Source organism: Cobetia sp. ICG0124 (genome assembly GCF_004006355.1).
Taxonomy (GTDB): domain Bacteria; phylum Pseudomonadota; class Gammaproteobacteria; order Pseudomonadales; family Halomonadaceae; genus Cobetia; species Cobetia marina.
Window position 1 is genome coordinate 1,259,678 of sequence record NZ_CP024893.1, and the last position, 19,429, is coordinate 1,279,106.

The window sequence follows — 19,429 nt, forward strand, 5'->3', positions numbered from 1 at the left end:
GGCGGCGCGCATGTGAGCCTGCGTGCCGCCTCGCTGAGTGTCAGTCTCCGAGGTCGCGACGCCCTCGGAGACTGATGACGCCTTCGCGCGTTCACCATGGATGGCCTTCTTGATGTCTATCTCCGTTGCAACGATGTTCCGCTGGTGCTGGCAGAGGATGCTGCTGATCTGTCTTCTGTCATTCCCCCTGTTTGCCGCTGCCCAGTCCGAATCCGCGACTGGGCAGTCAGCGCGTCTGTCTGACGGCGCTGCCCAGACCTTGCTGACCCGACTTGCCGAGGCGCGCAATCCCGCCAAGCCGGCCGTGATCGATGAGATCGCCGTGAGCGGCGATGAGCGCGCGCGTGGCTGGCTGGAAGCCTTCTCCTCAAGCAAGCTGGCTCGCCTCAAGAGCGGCGAGCGCTTCCTGATCATCGACAGCAATCGCGGCCGCGAATGGGCCGTTTCCGACGCCCTGTCCGGCGACTCCGCCGGCAAGGTCTCGCGGCGTGAGCTCGAGACACTGCGCAGCAACAACTCGCTGCGTGGCCATATCGATGGTGTGTTGTCGATGATCGACCTGTTGTCCCCGGAGGCCGAGGTCCGGCTCGCGGCGGCGCGCGGCCTGCGCGGCAGTGTCGATGAGACCATGGCCGAGCGGCTGCCAAGCCTGATCGAGCAGGAAGCCGATGCTGATACCCGCGCCACCCTGGCGGAGGCGCTCGCCATCCAGCAGCTGGAAGCCAATGGCGACCCTGCGGCGCTGGAGACGCTGTCCGGCAGCCTGAATGCCGCGGCGATCGCCGCCATCAATGGTGCCGCGGCCAGTGATGACCCGCAGCTGGCCAAGGCCGCCCGGGTAGCACTGGCCGGTATCGAGCAGAAGCTCAAGCTCAACAGCGGGCTCGAGACGCTCTACTTCGGCCTCTCGCTGGGCTCGGTACTGGTGCTGGCTGCCATCGGGCTTGCCATCACCTTCGGTGTCATGGGCGTGATCAACATGGCGCATGGCGAACTGATCATGCTGGGCGCCTACACCACCTGGGGCATGCAGCAGCTGCTGCCCGGGCAGCCGGGGCTGGCACTGCTGCTTTCCATTCCCGCAGGCTTTCTGGTCGCGGCGGCGGTGGGCGTCATCATCGAGCGCAGCGTCATCCAGCACCTCAAGGGGCGTCCGCTGGAGACCTTGCTGGCCACCTTCGGCATCAGCCTGATCCTGCAGCAGCTGGTGCGTACCACCATCTCGCCCCTGAATCGCATCGTGGTCACGCCGGAGTGGATGAGCGGCTCGCTGATGATCAATGAGGCGCTGTCATTGACGCTCAATCGCCTCTACATCATCGGCTTCGCGCTGTTCGTGTTCGCCGGTTTGATGCTGATCATGCGCCGCACCCGTCTCGGGCTCGAGGTGCGGGCGGTGACCCAGAACCGTGCCATGGCGCGCTCGATGGGCATCAAGGCGACGCGTGTCGACATCATGACCTTCGCACTCGGCTCCGGCGTTGCCGGCCTTGCCGGTGTCGCGCTCTCGCAGATCACCAACGTCGGGCCGAACCTGGGCCAGAACTACATCATCGATTCCTTCATGGTGGTGGTGTTCGGTGGGGTCGGCAATTTGTGGGGCACGCTGGTGGCCGGCATGTCGCTGGGGCTGCTCAATCAGTTCCTCGAGCCCTGGGCGGGTGCGGTCCTCGCCAAGATCGTGGTGCTGGTGTTCATCATCCTGTTCATTCAAAAGCGCCCGCGGGGACTCTTCCCGCAGAAGGGCCGCGCCGCGGAGGGTTGATCCATGCCTGATTCACGTTCCTGGCTGGCGCGCCCCTTCACGGAGCGCTCCACCCAGATATTCCTGGCAGTCCTGACACTGTCGGTACTCGCGGTCACGCTGCTGCATGTGCTGCTGCCCGAGAGTAACCCGTTGCATGTCAGCACCTTCACCGTCACCTTGCTGGGCAAGTACCTGTGCTATGCGCTGCTGGCGGTGGCGGTGGATCTCGTCTGGGGCTACCTGGGCATCCTCAGCCTGGGCCACGGGGCCTTCTTCGCGCTGGGCGGTTACGCCATGGGCATGTACCTGATGCGCCAGGTGGGCGACCGCGGCGTGTATGGCAATCCGGAACTGCCGGACTTCATGGTCTTCCTCAACTGGCAGGAGCTGCCGTGGTTCTGGCAGGGCTTTGACATGCCCGGCTTCGCCTTCCTGATGGTGCTGCTGGCACCGGGGCTGCTGGCGCTGGTGTTCGGATTCCTGGCCTTCCGCTCCCGCGTCACCGGTGTCTATCTCTCCATCATCACCCAGGCGCTGACCTTCGCCTTGATGCTGGCGTTCTTCCGCAATGAGATGGGCTTTGGCGGCAACAACGGCCTGACCGACTTCAAGGACATTCTCGGCTTCGATCTGCGCACGGATGCGGTACGCATCGCGCTGTTCATCGCCAGCGGTGTGGCGCTGGGACTCGGTTATCTGCTGTGTCGCGGCATCGTCGGTTCCAAGCTCGGACGCGTGAGCATCGCCTGTCGCGACGCCGAGGCGCGCACGCGCTTTCTGGGCTATCGCGTCGAACGTGTCCAGCTGTTCATCTTCGTGGTCTCGGCGATGCTGGCCGGAGTGGCGGGAGCGCTGTATGTGCCGCAGGTCGGCATCATCAATCCCGGCGAGTTCTCGCCGCTGTTCTCCATCGAGGTGGTGGTGTGGGTGGCGCTCGGCGGCCGCGCGACGCTCTACGGCGCCGTGCTGGGCGCGCTGATCGTCAATTACGCCAAGACGGTGTTCACCGGCATCATGCCGGACGCCTGGCTGTTCGCTCTCGGCGGTCTGTTCGTGCTGGTCACCGTGCTGTTGCCCAAGGGCATCGCCGGCCTGTTCGCCCAGCGTGGCTGGGGCAGGCGCTCGTCGTCAGGAGGCCACGGCATGAGCCTGTTGAAAGAGATGGCCACGCGGGATCGCGTGTTCGACTTCCTGACCCCACGTGTCTCGCCGGTGGATGTGACCCACGGGCCGATCCTCTATCTGGAGGATGTCAGTGTCAGCTTCGATGGCTTCAAGGCGATCAACGACCTCAACCTGACCATCGACGATGGTGAGCTGCGCTGCATCATCGGCCCCAACGGCGCCGGCAAGACCACGATGATGGACATCATCACCGGCAAGACGCGCCCCGACAGTGGCTCGGTGTGGTTCGGTAGCCGCCACGATCTGCTGCACATGAGTGAGCCCGAGATCGCCACCCTGGGCATCGGCCGCAAGTTCCAGAAGCCCACCGTCTTTGAGGCGCTCAGCGTGTTCGAGAATCTCGAACTCGCGATGGCCACCGACAAGCGCATCTTCCCGACCCTGACCGCGCGCATGACCGGCGAGACTCGGGATCGGATCGAGGAAGTGCTGCAGACGATTCATCTCAAGGAATGGCATGCGCGCGAGGCGGGCATCCTGTCCCACGGCCAGAAGCAGTGGCTGGAGATCGGCATGCTGTTGATGCAGAAACCGCGTCTGCTGCTGGTCGATGAGCCGGTGGCCGGCATGACCGAGCAGGAGATGGAGCGCACCGCGGAGCTGCTGACCAGCCTGGCGGGACGCCAGTCGGTGGTGGTGGTCGAGCACGACATGGGCTTCGTGCGCTCCATCGCGCGCAAGGTCACGGTGCTGCATCAGGGCTCGGTACTGGCGGAAGGCAGCATGGATGAGGTATCGAGCGACCCCAAGGTCGTCGAGGTCTACCTGGGAGAGAGTGACGGATGACGCAAGCGCAGGACATCCCGGCGAATGACGTGGCGCCGCTGCTGAGCATCGAGTCGCTCAATCAGTTCTACGGCGAGAGTCATACGCTGTGGGATCTCACGCTGGAGATTCCCGCCGGCCAATGCACCTGCGTGATGGGCCGCAACGGTGTCGGCAAGACCACCTTGATGAAGTGCATCATGGGTGAGGAGAGTGTCCGTGACGGCAAGCTGCTGTATCGCCGGCGAGCGTGGGAGCCGCTTGATCTGACACGCCGCAAGCTCGAGGAGCGCGCCCGCCTGGGCGTCGGCTATGTCCCCCAGGGGCGTCAGATCTTCCCGATGATGACGGTGGAAGAGAACCTGCGCACCGGCCTGGCCGTACGTCGTGATGGACTGCGTCAGATTCCCGAGCGCATCTATGAGCTGTTCCCCGTGCTCAAGGAGATGCGTCACCGGCGTGGGGGTGACCTGTCCGGCGGCCAGCAGCAACAGCTCGCCATCGGCCGCGCGCTGGTGATCGAACCGCGCCTGCTGATCCTCGATGAGCCCGGCGAAGGCATCCAGCCCAATATCGTCGCCCAGATAGGCGAGGTCATTCGGCGCCTGATCAAGGAAGACGGCCTGACGGTGCTGCTGGTCGAGCAGAAGCTGCCCTTCGCGCGCAAGTACGCCGATCGCTTCGTGATCATGGATCGCGGCCGGCGGGTGGCCGAAGGCGAGATCGCGGCGCTGTCCGATGAATTGATCAAGCAGCACCTGACCGTATGACCATCCAGCGCATGATTTCCGCAGACGGCGCGACGGATGTCGCGTCCGGCGACACCCGCGATGGCGCAGGCCCCATCACGCGACTGACGCGTCGTCGTCATCACGGCCCGCTGCGCGTGCAGCGCCCGTTCTATCCGGAAGGCCGCCACGGATGCTGCCATGTCTATCTGCTGCACCCTCCCGGCGGGCTGGTCAGTGGTGATGCGCTGCATATCACGGCAGAGATCGAGGAAGGCGCGCAGGTGCTGTTGACCACGCCGGCGGCGGCCAAGCTCTACAAGGCGGATCGCAACGGCGTGGCCTGGGGCCAGCATACGCATCTCAAGGTCGCCGACGGCGCCACGCTGGAATGGCTGCCTCAGGAGACGCTGGCCTTCAATGGCTCGCGCGGCGAGCAGACCACCACCCTCGAGCTTGAGGGCAATGCTCGCTGTCTGGGCTGGGAAGTGCTGGCACTCGGCCGGCCCGTCGGTGAGCTGCCCTTCGTCAGCGGCCATCTGGAACAACGCTTCCGCCTGACGCGTGACGGTAAGCCAGTGTGGATCGAGCGCCAGTCGCTGGACCCGCTGCATCCGCGCTTCATGGGGCGCTGGGGGCAGGGCGGCTGCAGTGTCCAGGCCACGCTGTGGGCGGTGGGACTTAACGATGAGGCGGCGGCCATCGAGGCCCTGCGCGAGGCGATGCCTGCCACTCCGCGATGGGCGGTGACGCGCCGCGAGGGCGTGTTGCTGCTGCGCTATCTCGGCCATGAACGCAACGAGGCCTGGGCACTGTGCCAGCAGGCATGGCAGATCCTGCGCCCGATGATGACGGGGCTTGAGGCACAGGTGCCGCGTATCTGGCTGACCTGACCTCGAGAGCCCCCACGCAATGACAACCACAAGAGCCACGACATGGAACTGACGCCAAGAGACAAGGACAAGCTGTTGCTGTTTACCGCAGCACTGCTGGCCGAGCGCCGCAAGGCCAAGGGCCTCAAGCTCAACTATCCGGAATCCATCGCGTTGATCAGCGCCGAGATTCTGGAAGGCGCACGCGAAGGATTGAGTGTGGCTGAGCTGATGGGGCGCGGGGCAGAGGTGCTGACCCGTGATGACGTGATGGAAGGCATCGCCGAGATGATTCCCGAGGTGCAGGTCGAGGCGACCTTCCCGGATGGCACCAAGCTGGTGACCGTTCACAACCCCATCGTGTGAGGTGAGCAATGATGATTCCCGGTGAATATCAGGTGGCGGACGGCGAGATCTCTCTCTGTGAGGACCGCCTGCGCACCACGCTCTCGGTCGGCAATCGCGGCGACCGACCGATCCAGATCGGCTCGCACTATCACTTTGCCGAGGCCAATCCGGCGTTGGTGTTCGATCGCGAGGCCGCCCTCGGACAGCGCCTGGACATCGCCTCCGGAACGGCGATTCGCTTCGAGCCCGGGCAGACGCGTGACGTCACGCTGATCCCCTTCGCCGGCAGTCGCCATATCTATGGCTTCCGTGGCGAGGTGATGGGACAGCTCAAGGATGACGGCAGTGTCGAGCGCTGAGCGAGTGACAACCTTTCCGTCAAGGCGTCAGGCAATGGCGCCGACAGGCATTTATCTTGGAGCTCATTCAGAGACTGCGGCTCAGGGATCAGAGACTGCGGCTCAGGGATCAAGAGGCAACCCATGAAGATAGCGCGACAGGCCTATGCCGACATGTACGGCCCGACCACCGGTGACCGCGTGCGTCTGGGCGACACGGCACTGTGGATCGAGGTGGAGAAGGACTTCACCCACTATGGCGAAGAGGTGAAGTTCGGCGGTGGCAAGGTGATTCGCGATGGCATGGGCCAGAGCCAGCGCGCTGATGAGAGCGTGATGGATACCGTGATCACCAATGCGCTGATTCTGGACTGGTGGGGCATCGTCAAGGCGGATGTCGGTCTCAAGGCCGGGCGCATCGCGGCCATCGGCAAGGCCGGCAATCCCGACACCCAGCCTGACGTGGATATCGTGATCGGCCCGGGCACCGAGATCATCGCCGGCGAGGGCAAGATCCTGACTGCCGGCGGTGTCGACCCGCATATCCACTTCATCTGCCCCCAGCAGGTGGAAGAGGCGCTGATGAGCGGCATCACCACCATGCTCGGCGGTGGGACGGGGCCGGCCACCGGCACCAATGCCACCACCTGTACGCCGGGGCCGTGGCATATCGGCAAGATGCTGCAGGCGGTGGATAGCCTGCCGATGAACATCGGCTTTCTCGGCAAGGGCAATGCCTCGTTGCCCGAGGGGCTGGAGCAGCAGATAGAGGCCGGCGTGATCGGCCTCAAGCTGCATGAGGATTGGGGCACGTCGCCGGCCTCCATCGACAACTGTCTGACAGTCGCCGATGCCTACGACGTGCAGGTGGCGATCCATACCGACACCCTGAATGAATCAGGCTTCGTCGAGGATACCCTGGCGGCCTTCAAGGACCGTTGCATCCACACCTTCCACACCGAAGGCGCCGGTGGCGGCCATGCGCCGGACATCATCACCGCCTGTTCGCGGCCCAACGTGCTGCCGTCCTCCACCAACCCGACGCGTCCCTACACCGTCAATACGGTGGATGAGCACCTCGACATGCTGATGGTCTGCCACCACCTGGACCCGAGCATTCCCGAGGATGTCGCCTTCGCCGATTCGCGTATTCGTCGCGAGACCATCGCCGCCGAGGACATCCTGCATGACCTGGGTGTCATCTCGATGATGTCCTCGGATTCCCAGGCGATGGGCCGCGTGGGCGAGGTGATCTGTCGTACCTGGCAGACGGCGCACAAGATGCGCGAACAGCGCGGCCTGCTGGCAGAAGACAGCGAGCGCGGCACCGACAACTTCCGCGCGCGTCGCTATATCGCCAAGTACACCATCAACTCGGCCATCACCCATGGCATCGCCCATGAAGTCGGCTCCATCGAGGTCGGCAAGCTGGCGGACCTGGTGCTGTGGTCGCCGGCATTCTTCGGAGTCAAACCGGCCTGCATCCTCAAGGGCGGCATGATTGCCGCCGCACCCATGGGCGACCCGAATGCCTCGATTCCTACACCGCAACCGGTGCATTACCGGCCGATGTTCGGCGCCTTCGGCAAGGCGGCCAGTGCCACGCGCCTGACCTTCGTCAGTCAGGCGGCGCTCAAGGCCGGTGTCGGGGAAGCGCTGGGGCTCGACAGTCCGCTGTCCGCCTGCCGCGACGTGCGTCAGGTGCGCAAGTGCGACATGAAACTCAATGACGCCTGCCCGGAGCTCAAGGTCGACCCCGAGACCTACGAAGTCTTCGCCGACGGTGAGCTGCTGACCTGTGAGCCAGCCAGCGAGCTGCCACTGGCCCAGCGCTACCACCTGTTCTGAAGGCCTGTTCTGAGGGCCTGTTTCAAGTGCCTGTTCTGACTCCCTATTCGAGATTGACGCCATGATGGAACTGATACATCGCCTGCCAGACGCCAGTGGATCAGGCGACCCAGCGAGCGCTCACACCGAGGCAGAGCCTCTGGATATCTTGACTCTGCCGCTGGAGCTGCGCATCCGTGGGCGGCTGCGTGCCACCACGGACGGCGGGCGCGAGGTCGGCCTGTTTCTGGATCGCGGACCGGTGCTGCGTGACGGCGATCGGCTGGCCTCGCGCGAGGGCGAGGTAATCTGCATCCGCGCCGCGGATGAGCCGGTAGTGACTGCCCACATCGCCGCCGGGCGTCCGATGGCGGCGCTCTGCTATCACCTGGGCAATCGCCATGTGCAGCTGGCGATCGGCATGCAGGATGAAGGGACCGACACGGAAACCGGCTGGGTGCGCTTCCCGCCGGATCACGTGCTGGAAGCGCTGGCCGAGCGCCTTGGCGCGACCCTCACCCATCACGAGGCGCCCTTTGATCCTGAGTCGGGCGCCTATGCCCAGGCGGGACAGGGGGCTCATTCTCACGATCATGGTCATTCGTACGGGCATGAGCACAGCCACGATCATTCTCACAGCCACGCCCATGAGCACACGCATGAGCACTGATGCCATGGCGAGCCTGCCGGCTCAGGAGGACCTGGCACTGCTGGGGCTCCTGCAGCTGGTGAGTCCGGCCTTGCCCATCGGTGCCTTTGCCTGGTCCCAGGGGCTGGAAAGTGCCTTCGAACTGGGGTGGGTCACTCAGGAGCAGGAGCTTGGCGAGTGGATCGATGGCGTGCTGGAAGACGGGCTCGGCCGTTGCGAACTGCCGTTGCTGGTGCGCCTGCAGCAGGCATGGGCCGAGGAGGATGCGGCGGCGCTCAATGAGTGGGATGGCTGGCTCAAGGCGACACGCGAAACCGCCGAACTCAGCGATGAGGACGCGCGTCTCGGGGCGGCGTTGCTGCGCCTGCTCAGAAGCCTCGCGCTTGAACCACCAGCGGCGCTGATGCCCGAGACACCGGGCTACGTCACGGTGTTCGCCTGGGTGGCGCATCAGCGTGGGGTGCCACTGCGCCAGACCTTGATCGGCTTCGCCTGGGCCTGGCTGGAAAACCAGCTGGCGGTGGCCTGCAAGGCCATGCCGCTGGGGCACACCGCCGCGCAGCGCCTGACCGAGCAGTTGCGACCCCGCGTGGTGGAGGTTGTCGCACAGGCGCTTGAGCGCCCGGATGCAGCGCTTGGCCCGATACTGCCGGGGCTGGCACTCGCCTCCGCCCAGCACGAAACCCAATATTCCCGTCTGTTCAGGAGTTGAGTGAACGCCGCCTGTCCTGAGGCGGCGGCGCCTGAACCGACCGACACGAACGCCTGATATCTCACGAGAAAGGAAGCTGTCATGAAGCATTGTCTACGCGTAGGAGTGGGTGGGCCGGTGGGCTCCGGCAAGACGGCGCTGTTGCGTCAGCTGTGTCTGGCCCTGCGCGATCACTACGACATCGGGGTGGTCACCAATGACATCTACACCCGCGAAGATGCCGATTTCCTGCTGCGCCATGAAGCACTGGAGGCGGACCGCATTCTCGGCGTCGAGACCGGCGGCTGTCCGCATACCGCGATCCGCGAAGACGCCTCGATGAATCTGGCGGCCATCGATGATCTCCAGGCCCGCCATCCGAACATGGAGCTGGTGCTGGTGGAATCCGGCGGTGACAACCTGTCCGCGACCTTCAGCCCCGAACTTTCCGATCTCACGCTCTATGTGATCGACGTCTCGGCAGGCGACAAGATTCCGCGCAAGGGCGGGCCGGGCATCACCAAGTCCGACCTTCTGATCATCAACAAGATCGACATCGCCGAGCAGGTGCATGCCTCGCTTGAGGTGATGGACCGCGACTCGCGCAAGATGCGTGGCGAGCGGCCCTTCGTGTTCGCCAACCTGTATGACGGCGTCGGCCTGGAAGAGATCATCGCCTTCATTCTGGATCGCGGCATGCTGCCGGAGCGCCGCCCGGAAAAGCTGGCGGCACAGGCCTGACGGCGCAGCGTTTTCTGCCGCTTGCCAGGAATCCATTGTCTCCCGGTAGTCGACACATGACGGATATCGGGTGAATTCATCATCATCTTGTTCAGGAATGACACATGAAGCGTTCTCACTCCGCACTGCTGGCCACCTCGCTGCTGCTGGTGGCGACCTCGGCCTCCGCACACCCCGGCCATGATGCCCACGGACTGATGGCCGGCCTGACGCATCCCTTCACCGGGCTGGATCACCTGCTGGCCATGCTGGCCATCGGCATCTGGAGCGCGCGCCAGTCACGGGCCTTGAGGTTTGGCACGCCGCTGCTGATGGTCATCGGCATGCTGGCGGGGGCGGGCATCGCGCTTCTCAGCGGTGGACAGGCGCTGCATGCGCTGATCGCGGAGCAGGGCATCCTGCTCTCGGTGCTGGTGTCCGGTGCGCTGGTGGCGCTGCTGCTGCGTCTGCCGACTCTGGCTGGCGCCGTCATGGTGGCCGGCTTCATGGCCTTCCACGGCTTCGCCCACGCGCTGGAAATGCCCGCGGCTGGCAGTGCCATGGGTTACATGGCGGGCTTCGTGGTCGCGACACTGGTCCTGGCGTTGCTGGGCCGTGCAGTGGGTCAGCGCCTGATGGGCGTGCCAACCATCGCGTCTCGTCTGGTGGGTGGGGCAGTGATGGCCTCTGCCGTGATGATGGCGGTCTGATCGTCACCTGACATTCTGCCACAATCCCTGCCAGTCACTGTGCTGTCCGGTTTTCTGGGCGCCGGCAAGACGACACTGCTCAATCACATCCTGGCCAACCGCGAAGGGCGGCGGGTGGCGGTGATCGTGAATGACATGAGCGAGGTCAATATCGACGCCGCCATGGTGCGTGGCGCACCCGGCACAGGCAGCGAGGTGGCGCTCAATCGCGCCGAGGAGCAGCTGGTGGAGATGAGCAATGGCTGCATCTGCTGCACGCTGCGCGAGGACCTGCTCATCGAGGTCCGCCGGCTGGCCGAGGAGGGGCGCTTCGACTGCCTGGTGATCGAGTCCACCGGCATTTCCGAGCCACTGCCGGTGGCGGAAACCTTCACCTTCGAGGATGAGGATGGCCAGTGCCTCTCCGATGTCGCGCGCCTCGACACCATGGTCACCGTCGTGGATGGTGCCAACTTCCTTGCCCAGTATCGCGAGGCGCAGTCACTGGCCGAAGCCGGGGAAAGCCTCGGCGAGGACGATGAGCGCAATGTCGCCGACCTGCTGGTTGACCAGATCGAGTTCTGCGATGTGCTGTTGATCAGCAAGACGGACATGATCGAGGCAACCCAGCTGGATGAGCTGACGGCCGTGCTGCGCTCGCTCAACCCGGAGGCCGAGATTCTGCCCATGGCGCAGGGCGCCGTGCCGCTTTCCAAGGTGCTGGATACCGGTCGCTTCAGTTTCGATCGTGCACAGCAGGCACCGGGCTGGCTGAAGGAGATGCGCGGCGAGCACGTGCCGGAGACTGAGGAGTACGGCATCTCGAGCTTCTCCTACCATGCGCGCGTGCCGTTCCATCCCGAGAAATTCCACCAGCTGCTCCACGGGGACTGGTTCGGTGGCAAGCTGTTGCGCTCCAAGGGCTTCTTCTGGCTGGCCACGCGCCCGCAGTTCGCGGGGCAGTGGAACCAGGCCGGTGGCATCGCCCACTACGGATTCGGCGGCATGTTCTGGAAGGCGGTACCGAAGGTCGAATGGCCTGAAGACCCCGAGTATCTGGCGTCGATCCATGAAAAATGGCAAGAGCCCTTCGGCGACATGCGCCAGGAGCTGGTGTTCATCGGCCAGAACCTGGAGGAAGCCCGTATCCGCCAGGCGCTGGATGACTGTCTGCTCGATGACGCCACGCTGCTGGCGGGCAAGGAAGCCTGGCGTGACCTGCCGGACCCGTTCCCCGCCTGGGAATGAGTGATGGGGGGCTGTGCGGGAGGCCAGACGCGAGAGCTTTGCCGATACGCTGCTCAGGGCAAACAGCAGGGCGGCGAGACACACGATGGTCGGGCCGGTGGGGGTATCCAGCCAGTAGGCCGCCTGCAGACCGCCCGTGGTGGAAATCCCGCCGATGATGGCAGCGGTAACCGCCATGAGTTCTGGGGTGTGGCAGAAGCGGCGTGCCGTGGCCGCTGGAATGATCAGCAGCGCGGTGATCAGAAGCGCCCCGACCACCTTCAGGGCGACCGCGACCACCACGGCCAGCGACAGTGTCAGCACCAGCTGCTCGCGTCGCGGGTTGATGCCGCTGGCGCGCGCCAGGTCTTCATTGAGTGTCGCAGTGAGCAGGGCTGACCAGCGCCAGCGAAGCAGCCCGAGGACCAGCAGGCCGCCTGTGGCGATGATGGCGAGATCCGTCTTGCTGACGGCCAGGATGTCGCCGAACAGATAGGCCATCAGGTCGATCCGTACGCCAGGCAGGAAGGAGACGGCGACCAGCCCGAAGGCGAGCGAGGAGTGCGCCATGACGCCAAGCAGGGTGTCCATGGCATAGCCGCGTCCGCTGAGCAGGGTTACCAGCGTCGCCATGATCAGCGAGACGATGAGCACGCCTGCCAGCATCGAGGTGGACATCAACAGTGACAGCGCCACCCCGAGAATTGCGGCGTGGGCCGTGGCATCGCCGAAATAGGCCATGCGCCGCCAGACGACGAAACAGCCCAGGGGCGCTGCCGCAAGCGCCACGGCAATGCCTGCCAGAGCGGCGCGGACCATGAAATCGTCCAATGGTCATGTCGGTAGAAGGCGAGGGCGTCAGCGGTATCGAGTCCGAACAGATCCTGATAGGCCGGTGAGGCCATGACGCGCTCTGGCGTGCCCTGACAGCAGACGTGCCCATGCAGGCAGACGACGCGGTCCGAGGCGCGCATCACCACATGCAGTTCGTGGCTGACCATCAGCACTCCGCAGCCGAGGGTGTGACGGACACGGTCGATCTGACGATAGAAATCCGCGATGCCTCGGTGATCCAGGCCTTGGGTCGCCTCATCCAGCAGCAGGAGATCAGGCGAATCCAGCAGTGCACGGGCCAGCAGAATGCGCTGGAACTGACCACCGGAGAGACTGGCGATCTGCTGAACCTCGGCACCGGGAATGCCGGCCTGCAGGAGGGCATGCGCCACGGCATCCAGCGAGTGTCGATGTGGCAGGTTCAGGAAGCGTTCCACCGTCATCGGCAGCGTCGGGTCAAGGCTCAGACGTTGAGGGACATAGCCGATCTTGAGTCCCGGCTCTCGTTGTATCCGACCGTGCGATGGGGCAATGGACCCGATGATGCTGCGAAGCAGCGTGGACTTGCCGGACCCATTGGGGCCTACGAGGGTGACGATTTCACCGCGTTCCACCTGTAGCTCGATCTCCTCGAGAATGCGGTGCTTGCCGAGGGTGACGCAGAGGTTCTCGATCGATAACAGCGGCATGGGGAGCGGGCCCTTGAAGAATGACAACGTTGACGGTTCAGTGACCGTAAGTGTTATGTTATAACATATTGAGTCGAGGCGGTAGCGTCTCCGAACTTCCTTCCGTGTCATCGCATCTTCTGGAGAACCGTCATGCGCAATCGGTTGCTGCCCTTACTCTCGCTGCCAGTGTTGATGCTGCCCGCCGTGGCCATGGCGGAGGTGCCATCCGTCGCGGTGGACATCCCGCCGGTGCATTCACTGGTCTCGCGCGTCATGGGGGAGCTGGGCAGTCCCGAGCTTGTCATCCAGCCTGGAGCCTCGCCGCATGGCTATTCCATGCGGATCTCGGAGGCCAGGTCACTGGCCGACGCGGATATCGTGTTCTTCGTCAGTGATGATCTGACGCCCTGGCTTGCCAAGGCGCGTGCGTCGCTGGCCGCGGATGCCGACACCCTCGAGCTGATGGAAGTGCCCGGCACCCTTCATCTGCGCTACCGCCAAGGGCCTACCTTCGAAGCGCATCATCATGATGACGAGGTGTCTTTTGAACATGATGAAGCGCATGGCGATCACGAAGAGCATCACGATGGTGATCATGAAGAGCACGGTGACCATGACGATCATCATGATGGCGGACATGACGAGCATCATGAGCATGCCCACGCTGGCATGAACCCGCATGGCTGGCTGGACCCGATGAATGCGCGTCTCTGGCTGGCGGCGATCGCGGAATCGCTGGCAGCGCAGGACCCGGAGCACGCCGCGACCTATCGCAGGAATGCCCAGGCGGGCCAGCGGGAGCTCGAGACGCTGACTGAGTCACTCTCAGCGCGTCTGGCGCAGGTGCAGGGCACTCGCTATATCGTCTTCCATGATGCCTACCAGTACTTCGAGCACCGCTTCGATGCTCCGGCCTCCGGTGCCATCTCGCTAGGGGATGCCTCCACGCCCAGCCCGGCGCGCGTCAAGGAGATCCAGGCGCGCGTGGCGCGGGACAACATCCAGTGCGTCTTCCGTGAGCCACAATACAACCCGGCGTTGATCGAGAGTGTCTTCGAGGGGACCGGCGTCAAGACCTCCATCGTCTTCGAGCCGCTGGGGGTCGGGCTGCCGCTGGGCGAGACACTCTATCCGCAGCTGATCGAGCGTTTGGGGCAGGGCATCCTGCGGTGCGCCGACGCCTGAGCGTCCTCAAGAGCCTCATCCTCAAGGGAGAGCCACTGCATGCCCCATCCGACGTCCCCACCATTGACGGAACGTGACGCTGAATTCTGCATCAATGCCGCAACGCGCACGCTCGAACGCTGGGCGATCGCCGTCACGCGTGGGGAAAAGGAAACGCTTCTCTCGCTGTATGCCGAGGACGCGATTCTGGTGCCGACGGTCGCCGATGATGTGCGTGAGAATCGCCAGCAGCGGCAGGCCTATTTCGATGGTTTTCTCGCCAATGAGGCGCTGGCCTGCGAGCTGGGTGAGTACTCGCCACGGGTCAGTCGCAAGCTGGGCACCGTGGTGATCGGCGGGCATTACACCTTCGAGTATCGCGTCGCTGACGAGACGGTCACGATTCCGGCCCGCTTTCTGTTCACCTTCGAGGAGATCCTCGGCGAGTGGAGGATCACCGGCCATCACTCCTCGCGACTGGCGGGATGATCCTGCGCTGACGGCGAGCCGTCCGCGCTGTGTTCTGCCTCCCACCGGCGTGAGGAAGGCGGCACTGATGAGAGCCGCTCTGGATATCTGACGAATGACCGCAATACTCCCCGACGTTTCCCTGACCGAGCGCTCCCGTTCCCTGAGCCCCCTTCAGTGGGTGGGCATGCAGGGCATTGATCTGCCCGTGCTCATCGAGGAGGGCGATTACCGCCGTGAATTGCATGCCCGCGTGGATGCGCAGGTCGACCTGCCGATGCCGCACACCAAGGGCATTCACATGTCGCGCCTCTACCGTCTGCTGGATGGGCTGGCGGAGGGCAAGGCGCTGACCCCCGGCAGTCTGCGGAATGTGCTCGCTGCAATGGTCGAAAGTCATCATGACTGCGCCTCGCGCAATGCCCGCGTGAAGATGACGTTCGCACTGCTGGTGAAGCGTCCGGCGCTAGTCACGCCGGCACTCTACGGATGGAAGTCGTATCCCGTCACGCTGGAGGCCAGTCTGCACGAGGGCAGGTTCACGCTGCAGGCCAGTGTCACGGTTGGCTATTCCTCCACCTGTCCCTGCTCGGCGGCCCTGTCGCGTCAGCTGATCGAGCAGGCATTCCTGGAGGCTCACCGCCATGATGCAACGCTGACCCCAGAGCAGGTCGCCGAGTGGCTCACCCACCATGCCACCCTGGCCACGCCCCACAGCCAGCGCAGTGAAGCGATTGTCCGGGTCACCCTCAAGCCTGAGGCCGAGGATCTGGGACTGATCGCGCTGATCGATGCCATCGAGCAGGCCGTGGCGACGCCTGTCCAGACGGCCGTGAAACGCGCCGATGAGCAGGCGTTTGCCGCGCTCAATGGTCAGAATCTGATGTTCGTCGAGGACGCCGCGCGCCGCTTGATCAATGGCCTGGCGGTCTCACAGGGTGAGGCGCATGTCCATGTGCGGCATATCGAGAGCCTTCACCCCCATGATGCCGTGGCTTGGGGATGTGGTTTGCAAAACAGGCCAGATGTTATGGTGTAGAGCGATATATTGCGTATTTGTCTAGACAAAGGTCTATTTCTGCGCCAATTGGATTGACCCTTGAGTCGGAAGGCGTCTAAGTTCTGCTCTATCTGGTATGGTTTGCAGTCCACTTGAGGAAGTCAAGCGTCATGCCAGACGCGATACGTCCATACCCATAATCAGAACAATCAAAGGGATTCGACAATGAAGCGAGTCATGCTTGCCGCCACGCTGTTAGCCGCCGCCTTGGGTACCACGACCGCGCATGCCGAGAAGATCGTGTTTGCCATCGGGGGAAGTCCCAACAGTCTGCAGGGCCAGACCGCGCAGTACTTCGCCGATAGCCTGCAAGCCCGGCTCGGCGATGAGCATCAGGTCGAGTACTACCACAGTGGGCAGCTGGGGGATGAGCGCCAGCTGATCCAGAAGCTGCGCCTGGGTACGGTCGACCTGGCCGCGATTTCCTCGGTGATGTCGTCCGTGTCACCAAGCTTCGCCCTGTTCGACATGCCGTTCATGGTCAAGGACCGCGAGCACCTCAAGCGCATCGATGACGAGATCGTGATGACGGATCTGGCCGAGGATGCCAAGTCCAAGGGCCTCAAGCTGGTCTCCACCTGGAAGAACGGCTTCCGTCAGATCACCAACAACGAGCATCCGATCGTTGCGCCAGAAGACCTAGACGGGCTGAAGCTGCGTACCCCACAGAGCGAATGGCGGACCGGCATGTTCAACGCCTGGGGCGCCAACCCGACACCGATGGCCTTCTCGGAAGTCTTCGTGGCGCTGCAGACCGGGGTCGTCGATGGTCAGGAGAACCCGTTGTCCAACATCGATGGCGCCAAGTTCCAGGAGGTGCAGAAGTACCTGTCACTCTCCAATCATGTCTATTCGCCCATCTGGTTGACCAGCAGTCAGGCCGGCTGGAAGAAGATGCCCGAGGACGTGAAGGCAGCGATTGCCGAAGTCTCCGCCGAGACCCAGAGCTGGGCCTTCGCCAAGGGTGCGGAGCTTGATGACAAGCTGCTGGCAAGCCTCAAGGCGGGTGGCATGGCCGTCAACGAGGTGGACCGGGATGCCTTCGTCACTGCAAGTGCGCCGGTCTATCAGGCGTTCTCCGACAAGGTCGATGGCGGCCAGGCGCTGGTTGACCGGGCCATGGCACTGGCCAAGGAGTAAGTCATGAGCTCGCATTCCCATGCGGCCAAGGCAACCTTCCCCACCGAGAGTGGGGAAGGACTGACGCCCAAGGCTGACTTGACAGTGCTGGACAGAATCAACCGTGTGGTAGAACGCTGCCTTGAGGTATTTACCGTCAGCCTGCTGTTGTCGCTGACGGTGATCGTGCTGGCGGCAGTGGCCTTGCGTACCTTCGGTGGCTCCTTGCCGTGGTATGACGAGGTCGCCTCGATCAATCTGGCATGGCTCAGCTTCTATGGCGCTTGTCTCGCGGCCTTGAAGCGTTCGCACATGGGCTTTCCCGGCTTGATCACCAAGGCGCCCATCGCACTGCGCAGTACGCTGTTCATTACCTCTGAGCTAATCGTGATCGGATTCTTTGCCGTGGTGGGCTGGTTTGGGTATCAGGTGCTGGACGTGCTGGCCTGGGATGCCTTGATCGCCTTGCCGAGCATCGGCCTGGATGTCACCCAGTCGGTGATCCCGCTCAGTGCGGCACTCTTCATCGTGTGTGAGCTGCTGAGCCTGCCCCACGCATGGCGCAAGATGTGTGAAGGGGTCAACAGCGAAGAGGAAGAGATCGCGGAAGCCATCCGCCTGGCCGAGGAAGACCTCAAGGAGCACCGTTCATGACGCTACTGATCATTATCGCGGCCCTGTTCGCACTGGTGCTGATCAACGTGCCCATCGCGGTTGCCATCGGCACGGTGGGGGTCGTGGGGGTGGTGATCTTCATGGGCGTGGACGCGCTGGTGAACGTGCCGCTGACGCTCTTCAATGGCGCGACCAAGTTTCCGCTGATCGCGATTCCGCTGTTCATCCTCGCCGGTGCGCTGATGAACACGTCAGGCATCTCCATGCGGCTGATCAATCTCGTCACGGCGATGGTGGGGTTCGTGCGCGGTGGCCTGGCCATGGTCAATGTCGGGGTGTCACTGTTCTTTGCCGAGATTTCCGGCTCGGCTGTCGCGGACGTGGCAGCCACGGGGTCGGTGTTGATTCCCGAGATGAAGAAGCGCAAGTACACGCCAGAGTTCTCGGCGGCCATCACGTCATCCTCCGCGTCATTGGCGATCATCATTCCGCCGTCGCTGTCGATGATCCTGTATGGCGCCATCGCGGATACCTCCATCGTCAAACTGTTCGTGGCAGGGATCATTCCGGGCCTGTTGGGGGGATTCGGCCTGGCAGTGCTCTGCTACTACTATGCCCGCAAGTACGACATGCCGCGTGAGGCTGCCTTCTCGCTGTCGGCGCTTGGCAAGGCATTCCGGGAAGCCTTCTGGGCGCTGACGTTGCCGGTCATCATCCTGGGCGGAATCTTCGGCGGCTTCGTGACCGCCACGGAAGGAGCGGGCATCGCTGTGCTGGCGGCGCTGGTCATCGGGGGGCTGGTCTATCGCGAGTTGAATCTGCAGGTGCTGTATCGGGCGGTGATCGATGGCGTGATCCAGACTTCCGTCGTCATGCTGCTGGTCGCGACTTCAGCCGTCCTGGGGCTGTTCCTGACCGAGATGCAGCTGCCGCAGCAACTGGCGCAGGAAATCACCTCACTGACCACGGACCCGGTGGCGGTGCTGGCGTTGCTCAATATCCTGCTGCTGTTGCTGGGGATGTTCCTGCATGGTGCAGCGGCCATCATCCTGGTCGTGCCGATCGTGATGCCGCTGATCCAGCAGATCGGGATCGACCCGATCCACTTCGGCCTGATCCTGACGCTCAACCTCGCCATCGGTCAGCAGACACCCCCCGTCGCCTCGGTGCTGGCGACCTCCTGCTCGATTGCCAGAACGGACATGTGGGAAACCACCAAGGTCAATCTGCCGATGATCTTCGTGCTCTTCCTGGTGCTGATGCTGGTCACCTACGTGCCGGCGATTCCCATGAGCCTTGTCGAGCACTTCTATGGGTGAAGGGCAGTGATGGAGACTGCTCACCAGACACGCCAAGGCCGCCCTTTGAGGCGGCCTTGGCGTGTCTGAAGCCAGCAAGCGACCCCCGAGGTGCATGCCCCTCAGGCAATCCACGCTGCATCAGGCGGGGGATTTCACTTTTCCGGTCCAGCAACCGGCACGCCTTGTGCTATCTGGCGGGGGCCGGACACATGCTGTTCGGCACGGAGAATCCAGGTGACACCTCCAGGCATCAGCAGCATGCCCAATACTTCGTTGGTCAGGGGCCATTGCCATGCCAGCAGGTATCCGTAGAGCAACACACAGCAGGTCTCGAAGACGGTCATCTGCCCACCCACGGAGACCGGCAACCGCTGGGCGGAGGAGTTTCACAAGGCATTGGCAATCCACGAA

General features: G+C 63.7%; 20 protein-coding genes and 2 pseudogenes. 19 read left to right on the forward strand and 3 right to left on the reverse strand.

Features of this window, described 5'->3' with window-relative positions:
- Positions 1-112: 112 nt before the first annotated feature.
- The 13 genes and pseudogenes from urtB (at position 113) to zigA (ending at position 11,807) form a co-directional block, all read left to right on the forward strand.
- The gene (gene urtB, locus CU110_RS05815) at positions 113-1,765 is read left to right on the forward strand and encodes an urea ABC transporter permease subunit UrtB (protein WP_240499688.1); all 1,653 of its coding nucleotides are present in this window, start codon (positions 113-115) and stop codon (positions 1,763-1,765) included.
- A gap of 3 nt (positions 1,766-1,768) precedes the next feature.
- A pseudogene (gene urtC, locus CU110_RS16005) lies at positions 1,769-2,845 on the forward strand (urea ABC transporter permease subunit UrtC); the annotation flags it as partial.
- Positions 2,846-2,890: 45 nt separating this feature from the next.
- Entirely contained in the window at positions 2,891-3,718 is an 828-nt protein-coding gene (gene urtD / locus CU110_RS16010; protein ID WP_084208277.1) for an urea ABC transporter ATP-binding protein UrtD, read from the forward strand.
- A 38-nt stretch (positions 3,719-3,756) separates the two neighbouring features.
- Entirely contained in the window at positions 3,757-4,467 is a 711-nt protein-coding gene (urtE, locus tag CU110_RS05825; protein ID WP_127736743.1) for an urea ABC transporter ATP-binding subunit UrtE, read from the forward strand.
- A gap of 11 nt (positions 4,468-4,478) precedes the next feature.
- Positions 4,479-5,318, forward strand: a complete 840-nt coding sequence (locus CU110_RS05830; RefSeq protein ID WP_127734889.1) for an urease accessory protein UreD — start codon at positions 4,479-4,481, stop codon at positions 5,316-5,318.
- 42 nt (positions 5,319-5,360) lie between these two features.
- The gene (gene ureA, locus CU110_RS05835; RefSeq protein WP_024952521.1) at positions 5,361-5,663 is read left to right on the forward strand and encodes an urease subunit gamma; all 303 of its coding nucleotides are present in this window, start codon (positions 5,361-5,363) and stop codon (positions 5,661-5,663) included.
- Positions 5,664-5,674: 11 nt separating this feature from the next.
- Entirely contained in the window at positions 5,675-6,004 is a 330-nt protein-coding gene (locus CU110_RS05840; protein WP_084209655.1) for an urease subunit beta, read from the forward strand.
- Positions 6,005-6,127: 123 nt separating this feature from the next.
- Positions 6,128-7,831, forward strand: coding sequence for an urease subunit alpha (gene ureC, locus CU110_RS05845; RefSeq protein ID WP_084208278.1), 1,704 nt, complete (start codon positions 6,128-6,130; stop codon positions 7,829-7,831).
- A 61-nt stretch (positions 7,832-7,892) separates the two neighbouring features.
- On the forward strand, positions 7,893-8,480 hold the full coding sequence (locus CU110_RS05850) for an urease accessory protein UreE (RefSeq protein WP_084208279.1): 588 nt from the start codon (positions 7,893-7,895) through the stop codon (positions 8,478-8,480).
- On the forward strand, positions 8,470-9,171 hold the full coding sequence (locus CU110_RS05855; protein WP_084208280.1) for an urease accessory UreF family protein: 702 nt from the start codon (positions 8,470-8,472) through the stop codon (positions 9,169-9,171). The genes CU110_RS05850 and CU110_RS05855 overlap by 11 nt, the downstream gene beginning before the upstream one ends.
- A gap of 81 nt (positions 9,172-9,252) precedes the next feature.
- Positions 9,253-9,891 (forward strand): urease accessory protein UreG, encoded by a 639-nt coding sequence (gene ureG / locus CU110_RS05860; RefSeq protein WP_054556181.1) that lies wholly within the window; start codon positions 9,253-9,255, stop codon positions 9,889-9,891.
- Between the two features lie 104 nt (positions 9,892-9,995).
- On the forward strand, positions 9,996-10,580 hold the full coding sequence (locus tag CU110_RS05865; protein ID WP_084208281.1) for a HupE/UreJ family protein: 585 nt from the start codon (positions 9,996-9,998) through the stop codon (positions 10,578-10,580).
- Positions 10,581-10,592: 12 nt separating this feature from the next.
- Positions 10,593-11,807, forward strand: coding sequence for a zinc metallochaperone GTPase ZigA (zigA, locus tag CU110_RS05870; RefSeq protein ID WP_127736746.1), 1,215 nt, complete (start codon positions 10,593-10,595; stop codon positions 11,805-11,807).
- Between the two features lie 39 nt (positions 11,808-11,846).
- On the opposite strand, the pseudogene CU110_RS05875 reads toward zigA, so the two are convergent.
- Together CU110_RS05875 and CU110_RS05880 are read right to left on the reverse strand one after the other, a co-directional pair.
- Positions 11,847-12,575 (reverse strand): annotated as a pseudogene (locus tag CU110_RS05875) (metal ABC transporter permease); the annotation flags it as partial.
- Positions 12,464-13,309, reverse strand: coding sequence for a metal ABC transporter ATP-binding protein (locus tag CU110_RS05880; RefSeq protein ID WP_240665491.1), 846 nt, complete (start codon positions 13,307-13,309; stop codon positions 12,464-12,466). The gene CU110_RS05880 and the pseudogene CU110_RS05875, both read right to left, overlap by 112 nt.
- A gap of 132 nt (positions 13,310-13,441) precedes the next feature.
- Here CU110_RS05880 and CU110_RS05885 point away from each other — a divergent pair, with 132 nt between their 5' ends.
- The 6 genes from CU110_RS05885 to CU110_RS05910 all read left to right on the forward strand — a co-directional run bounded on the left by CU110_RS05885 (position 13,442) and on the right by CU110_RS05910 (position 19,036).
- Positions 13,442-14,476, forward strand: a complete 1,035-nt coding sequence (locus CU110_RS05885) for a zinc ABC transporter substrate-binding protein (RefSeq protein ID WP_084208286.1) — start codon at positions 13,442-13,444, stop codon at positions 14,474-14,476.
- A gap of 39 nt (positions 14,477-14,515) precedes the next feature.
- Positions 14,516-14,944, forward strand: a complete 429-nt coding sequence (locus tag CU110_RS05890; protein WP_084208287.1) for a DUF4440 domain-containing protein — start codon at positions 14,516-14,518, stop codon at positions 14,942-14,944.
- A gap of 94 nt (positions 14,945-15,038) precedes the next feature.
- Positions 15,039-15,962 (forward strand): GTP cyclohydrolase FolE2, encoded by a 924-nt coding sequence (gene folE2, locus CU110_RS05895; RefSeq protein ID WP_127734895.1) that lies wholly within the window; start codon positions 15,039-15,041, stop codon positions 15,960-15,962.
- 186 nt (positions 15,963-16,148) lie between these two features.
- The gene (locus CU110_RS05900; RefSeq protein ID WP_084208289.1) at positions 16,149-17,123 is read left to right on the forward strand and encodes a TRAP transporter substrate-binding protein; all 975 of its coding nucleotides are present in this window, start codon (positions 16,149-16,151) and stop codon (positions 17,121-17,123) included.
- A 3-nt stretch (positions 17,124-17,126) separates the two neighbouring features.
- Positions 17,127-17,756 carry a TRAP transporter small permease gene (locus tag CU110_RS05905; protein ID WP_084208290.1) on the forward strand — a complete coding sequence of 210 codons (630 nt, stop codon included), beginning with the start codon at positions 17,127-17,129 and terminating at the stop codon, positions 17,754-17,756.
- On the forward strand, positions 17,753-19,036 hold the full coding sequence (locus CU110_RS05910) for a TRAP transporter large permease (protein ID WP_084208291.1): 1,284 nt from the start codon (positions 17,753-17,755) through the stop codon (positions 19,034-19,036). Before CU110_RS05905 ends, CU110_RS05910 begins: the two co-directional genes overlap by 4 nt.
- Positions 19,037-19,170: 134 nt before the next feature.
- Here CU110_RS05910 and CU110_RS05915 read toward each other — a convergent pair whose 3' ends face one another.
- Complete coding sequence (locus CU110_RS05915) at positions 19,171-19,362, reverse strand: hypothetical protein (RefSeq protein WP_127734898.1); 192 nt, start codon at positions 19,360-19,362, stop codon at positions 19,171-19,173.
- Positions 19,363-19,429 lie beyond the last annotated feature (67 nt).

What these genes read in the sequence shown, in the direction of transcription:
- folE2 (WP_127734895.1), top strand. Translation starts at nt 15,039, where the DNA reads ATGACCGCAATACTCCCCGACGTTTCCCTGACCGAGCGCTCCCGTTCC.
- CU110_RS05840 (WP_084209655.1), top strand. Translation starts at nt 5,675, where the DNA reads ATGATTCCCGGTGAATATCAGGTGGCGGACGGCGAGATCTCTCTCTGT.
- CU110_RS05885 (WP_084208286.1), top strand. Translation starts at nt 13,442, where the DNA reads ATGCGCAATCGGTTGCTGCCCTTACTCTCGCTGCCAGTGTTGATGCTG.
- CU110_RS05890 (WP_084208287.1), top strand. Translation starts at nt 14,516, where the DNA reads ATGCCCCATCCGACGTCCCCACCATTGACGGAACGTGACGCTGAATTC.
- CU110_RS05830 (WP_127734889.1), top strand. Translation starts at nt 4,479, where the DNA reads ATGATTTCCGCAGACGGCGCGACGGATGTCGCGTCCGGCGACACCCGC.
- ureA (WP_024952521.1), top strand. Translation starts at nt 5,361, where the DNA reads ATGGAACTGACGCCAAGAGACAAGGACAAGCTGTTGCTGTTTACCGCA.
- CU110_RS05915 (WP_127734898.1), bottom strand. Translation starts at nt 19,362, where the DNA reads ATGACCGTCTTCGAGACCTGCTGTGTGTTGCTCTACGGATACCTGCTG.
- CU110_RS05910 (WP_084208291.1), top strand. Translation starts at nt 17,753, where the DNA reads ATGACGCTACTGATCATTATCGCGGCCCTGTTCGCACTGGTGCTGATC.
- urtD (WP_084208277.1), top strand. Translation starts at nt 2,891, where the DNA reads ATGAGCCTGTTGAAAGAGATGGCCACGCGGGATCGCGTGTTCGACTTC.
- CU110_RS05900 (WP_084208289.1), top strand. Translation starts at nt 16,149, where the DNA reads ATGAAGCGAGTCATGCTTGCCGCCACGCTGTTAGCCGCCGCCTTGGGT.
- urtB (WP_240499688.1), top strand. Translation starts at nt 113, where the DNA reads ATGTCTATCTCCGTTGCAACGATGTTCCGCTGGTGCTGGCAGAGGATG.
- CU110_RS05865 (WP_084208281.1), top strand. Translation starts at nt 9,996, where the DNA reads ATGAAGCGTTCTCACTCCGCACTGCTGGCCACCTCGCTGCTGCTGGTG.
- CU110_RS05850 (WP_084208279.1), top strand. Translation starts at nt 7,893, where the DNA reads ATGATGGAACTGATACATCGCCTGCCAGACGCCAGTGGATCAGGCGAC.
- CU110_RS05905 (WP_084208290.1), top strand. Translation starts at nt 17,127, where the DNA reads ATGAGCTCGCATTCCCATGCGGCCAAGGCAACCTTCCCCACCGAGAGT.
- ureC (WP_084208278.1), top strand. Translation starts at nt 6,128, where the DNA reads ATGAAGATAGCGCGACAGGCCTATGCCGACATGTACGGCCCGACCACC.
- CU110_RS05880 (WP_240665491.1), bottom strand. Translation starts at nt 13,309, where the DNA reads ATGCCGCTGTTATCGATCGAGAACCTCTGCGTCACCCTCGGCAAGCAC.
- CU110_RS05855 (WP_084208280.1), top strand. Translation starts at nt 8,470, where the DNA reads ATGAGCACTGATGCCATGGCGAGCCTGCCGGCTCAGGAGGACCTGGCA.
- ureG (WP_054556181.1), top strand. Translation starts at nt 9,253, where the DNA reads ATGAAGCATTGTCTACGCGTAGGAGTGGGTGGGCCGGTGGGCTCCGGC.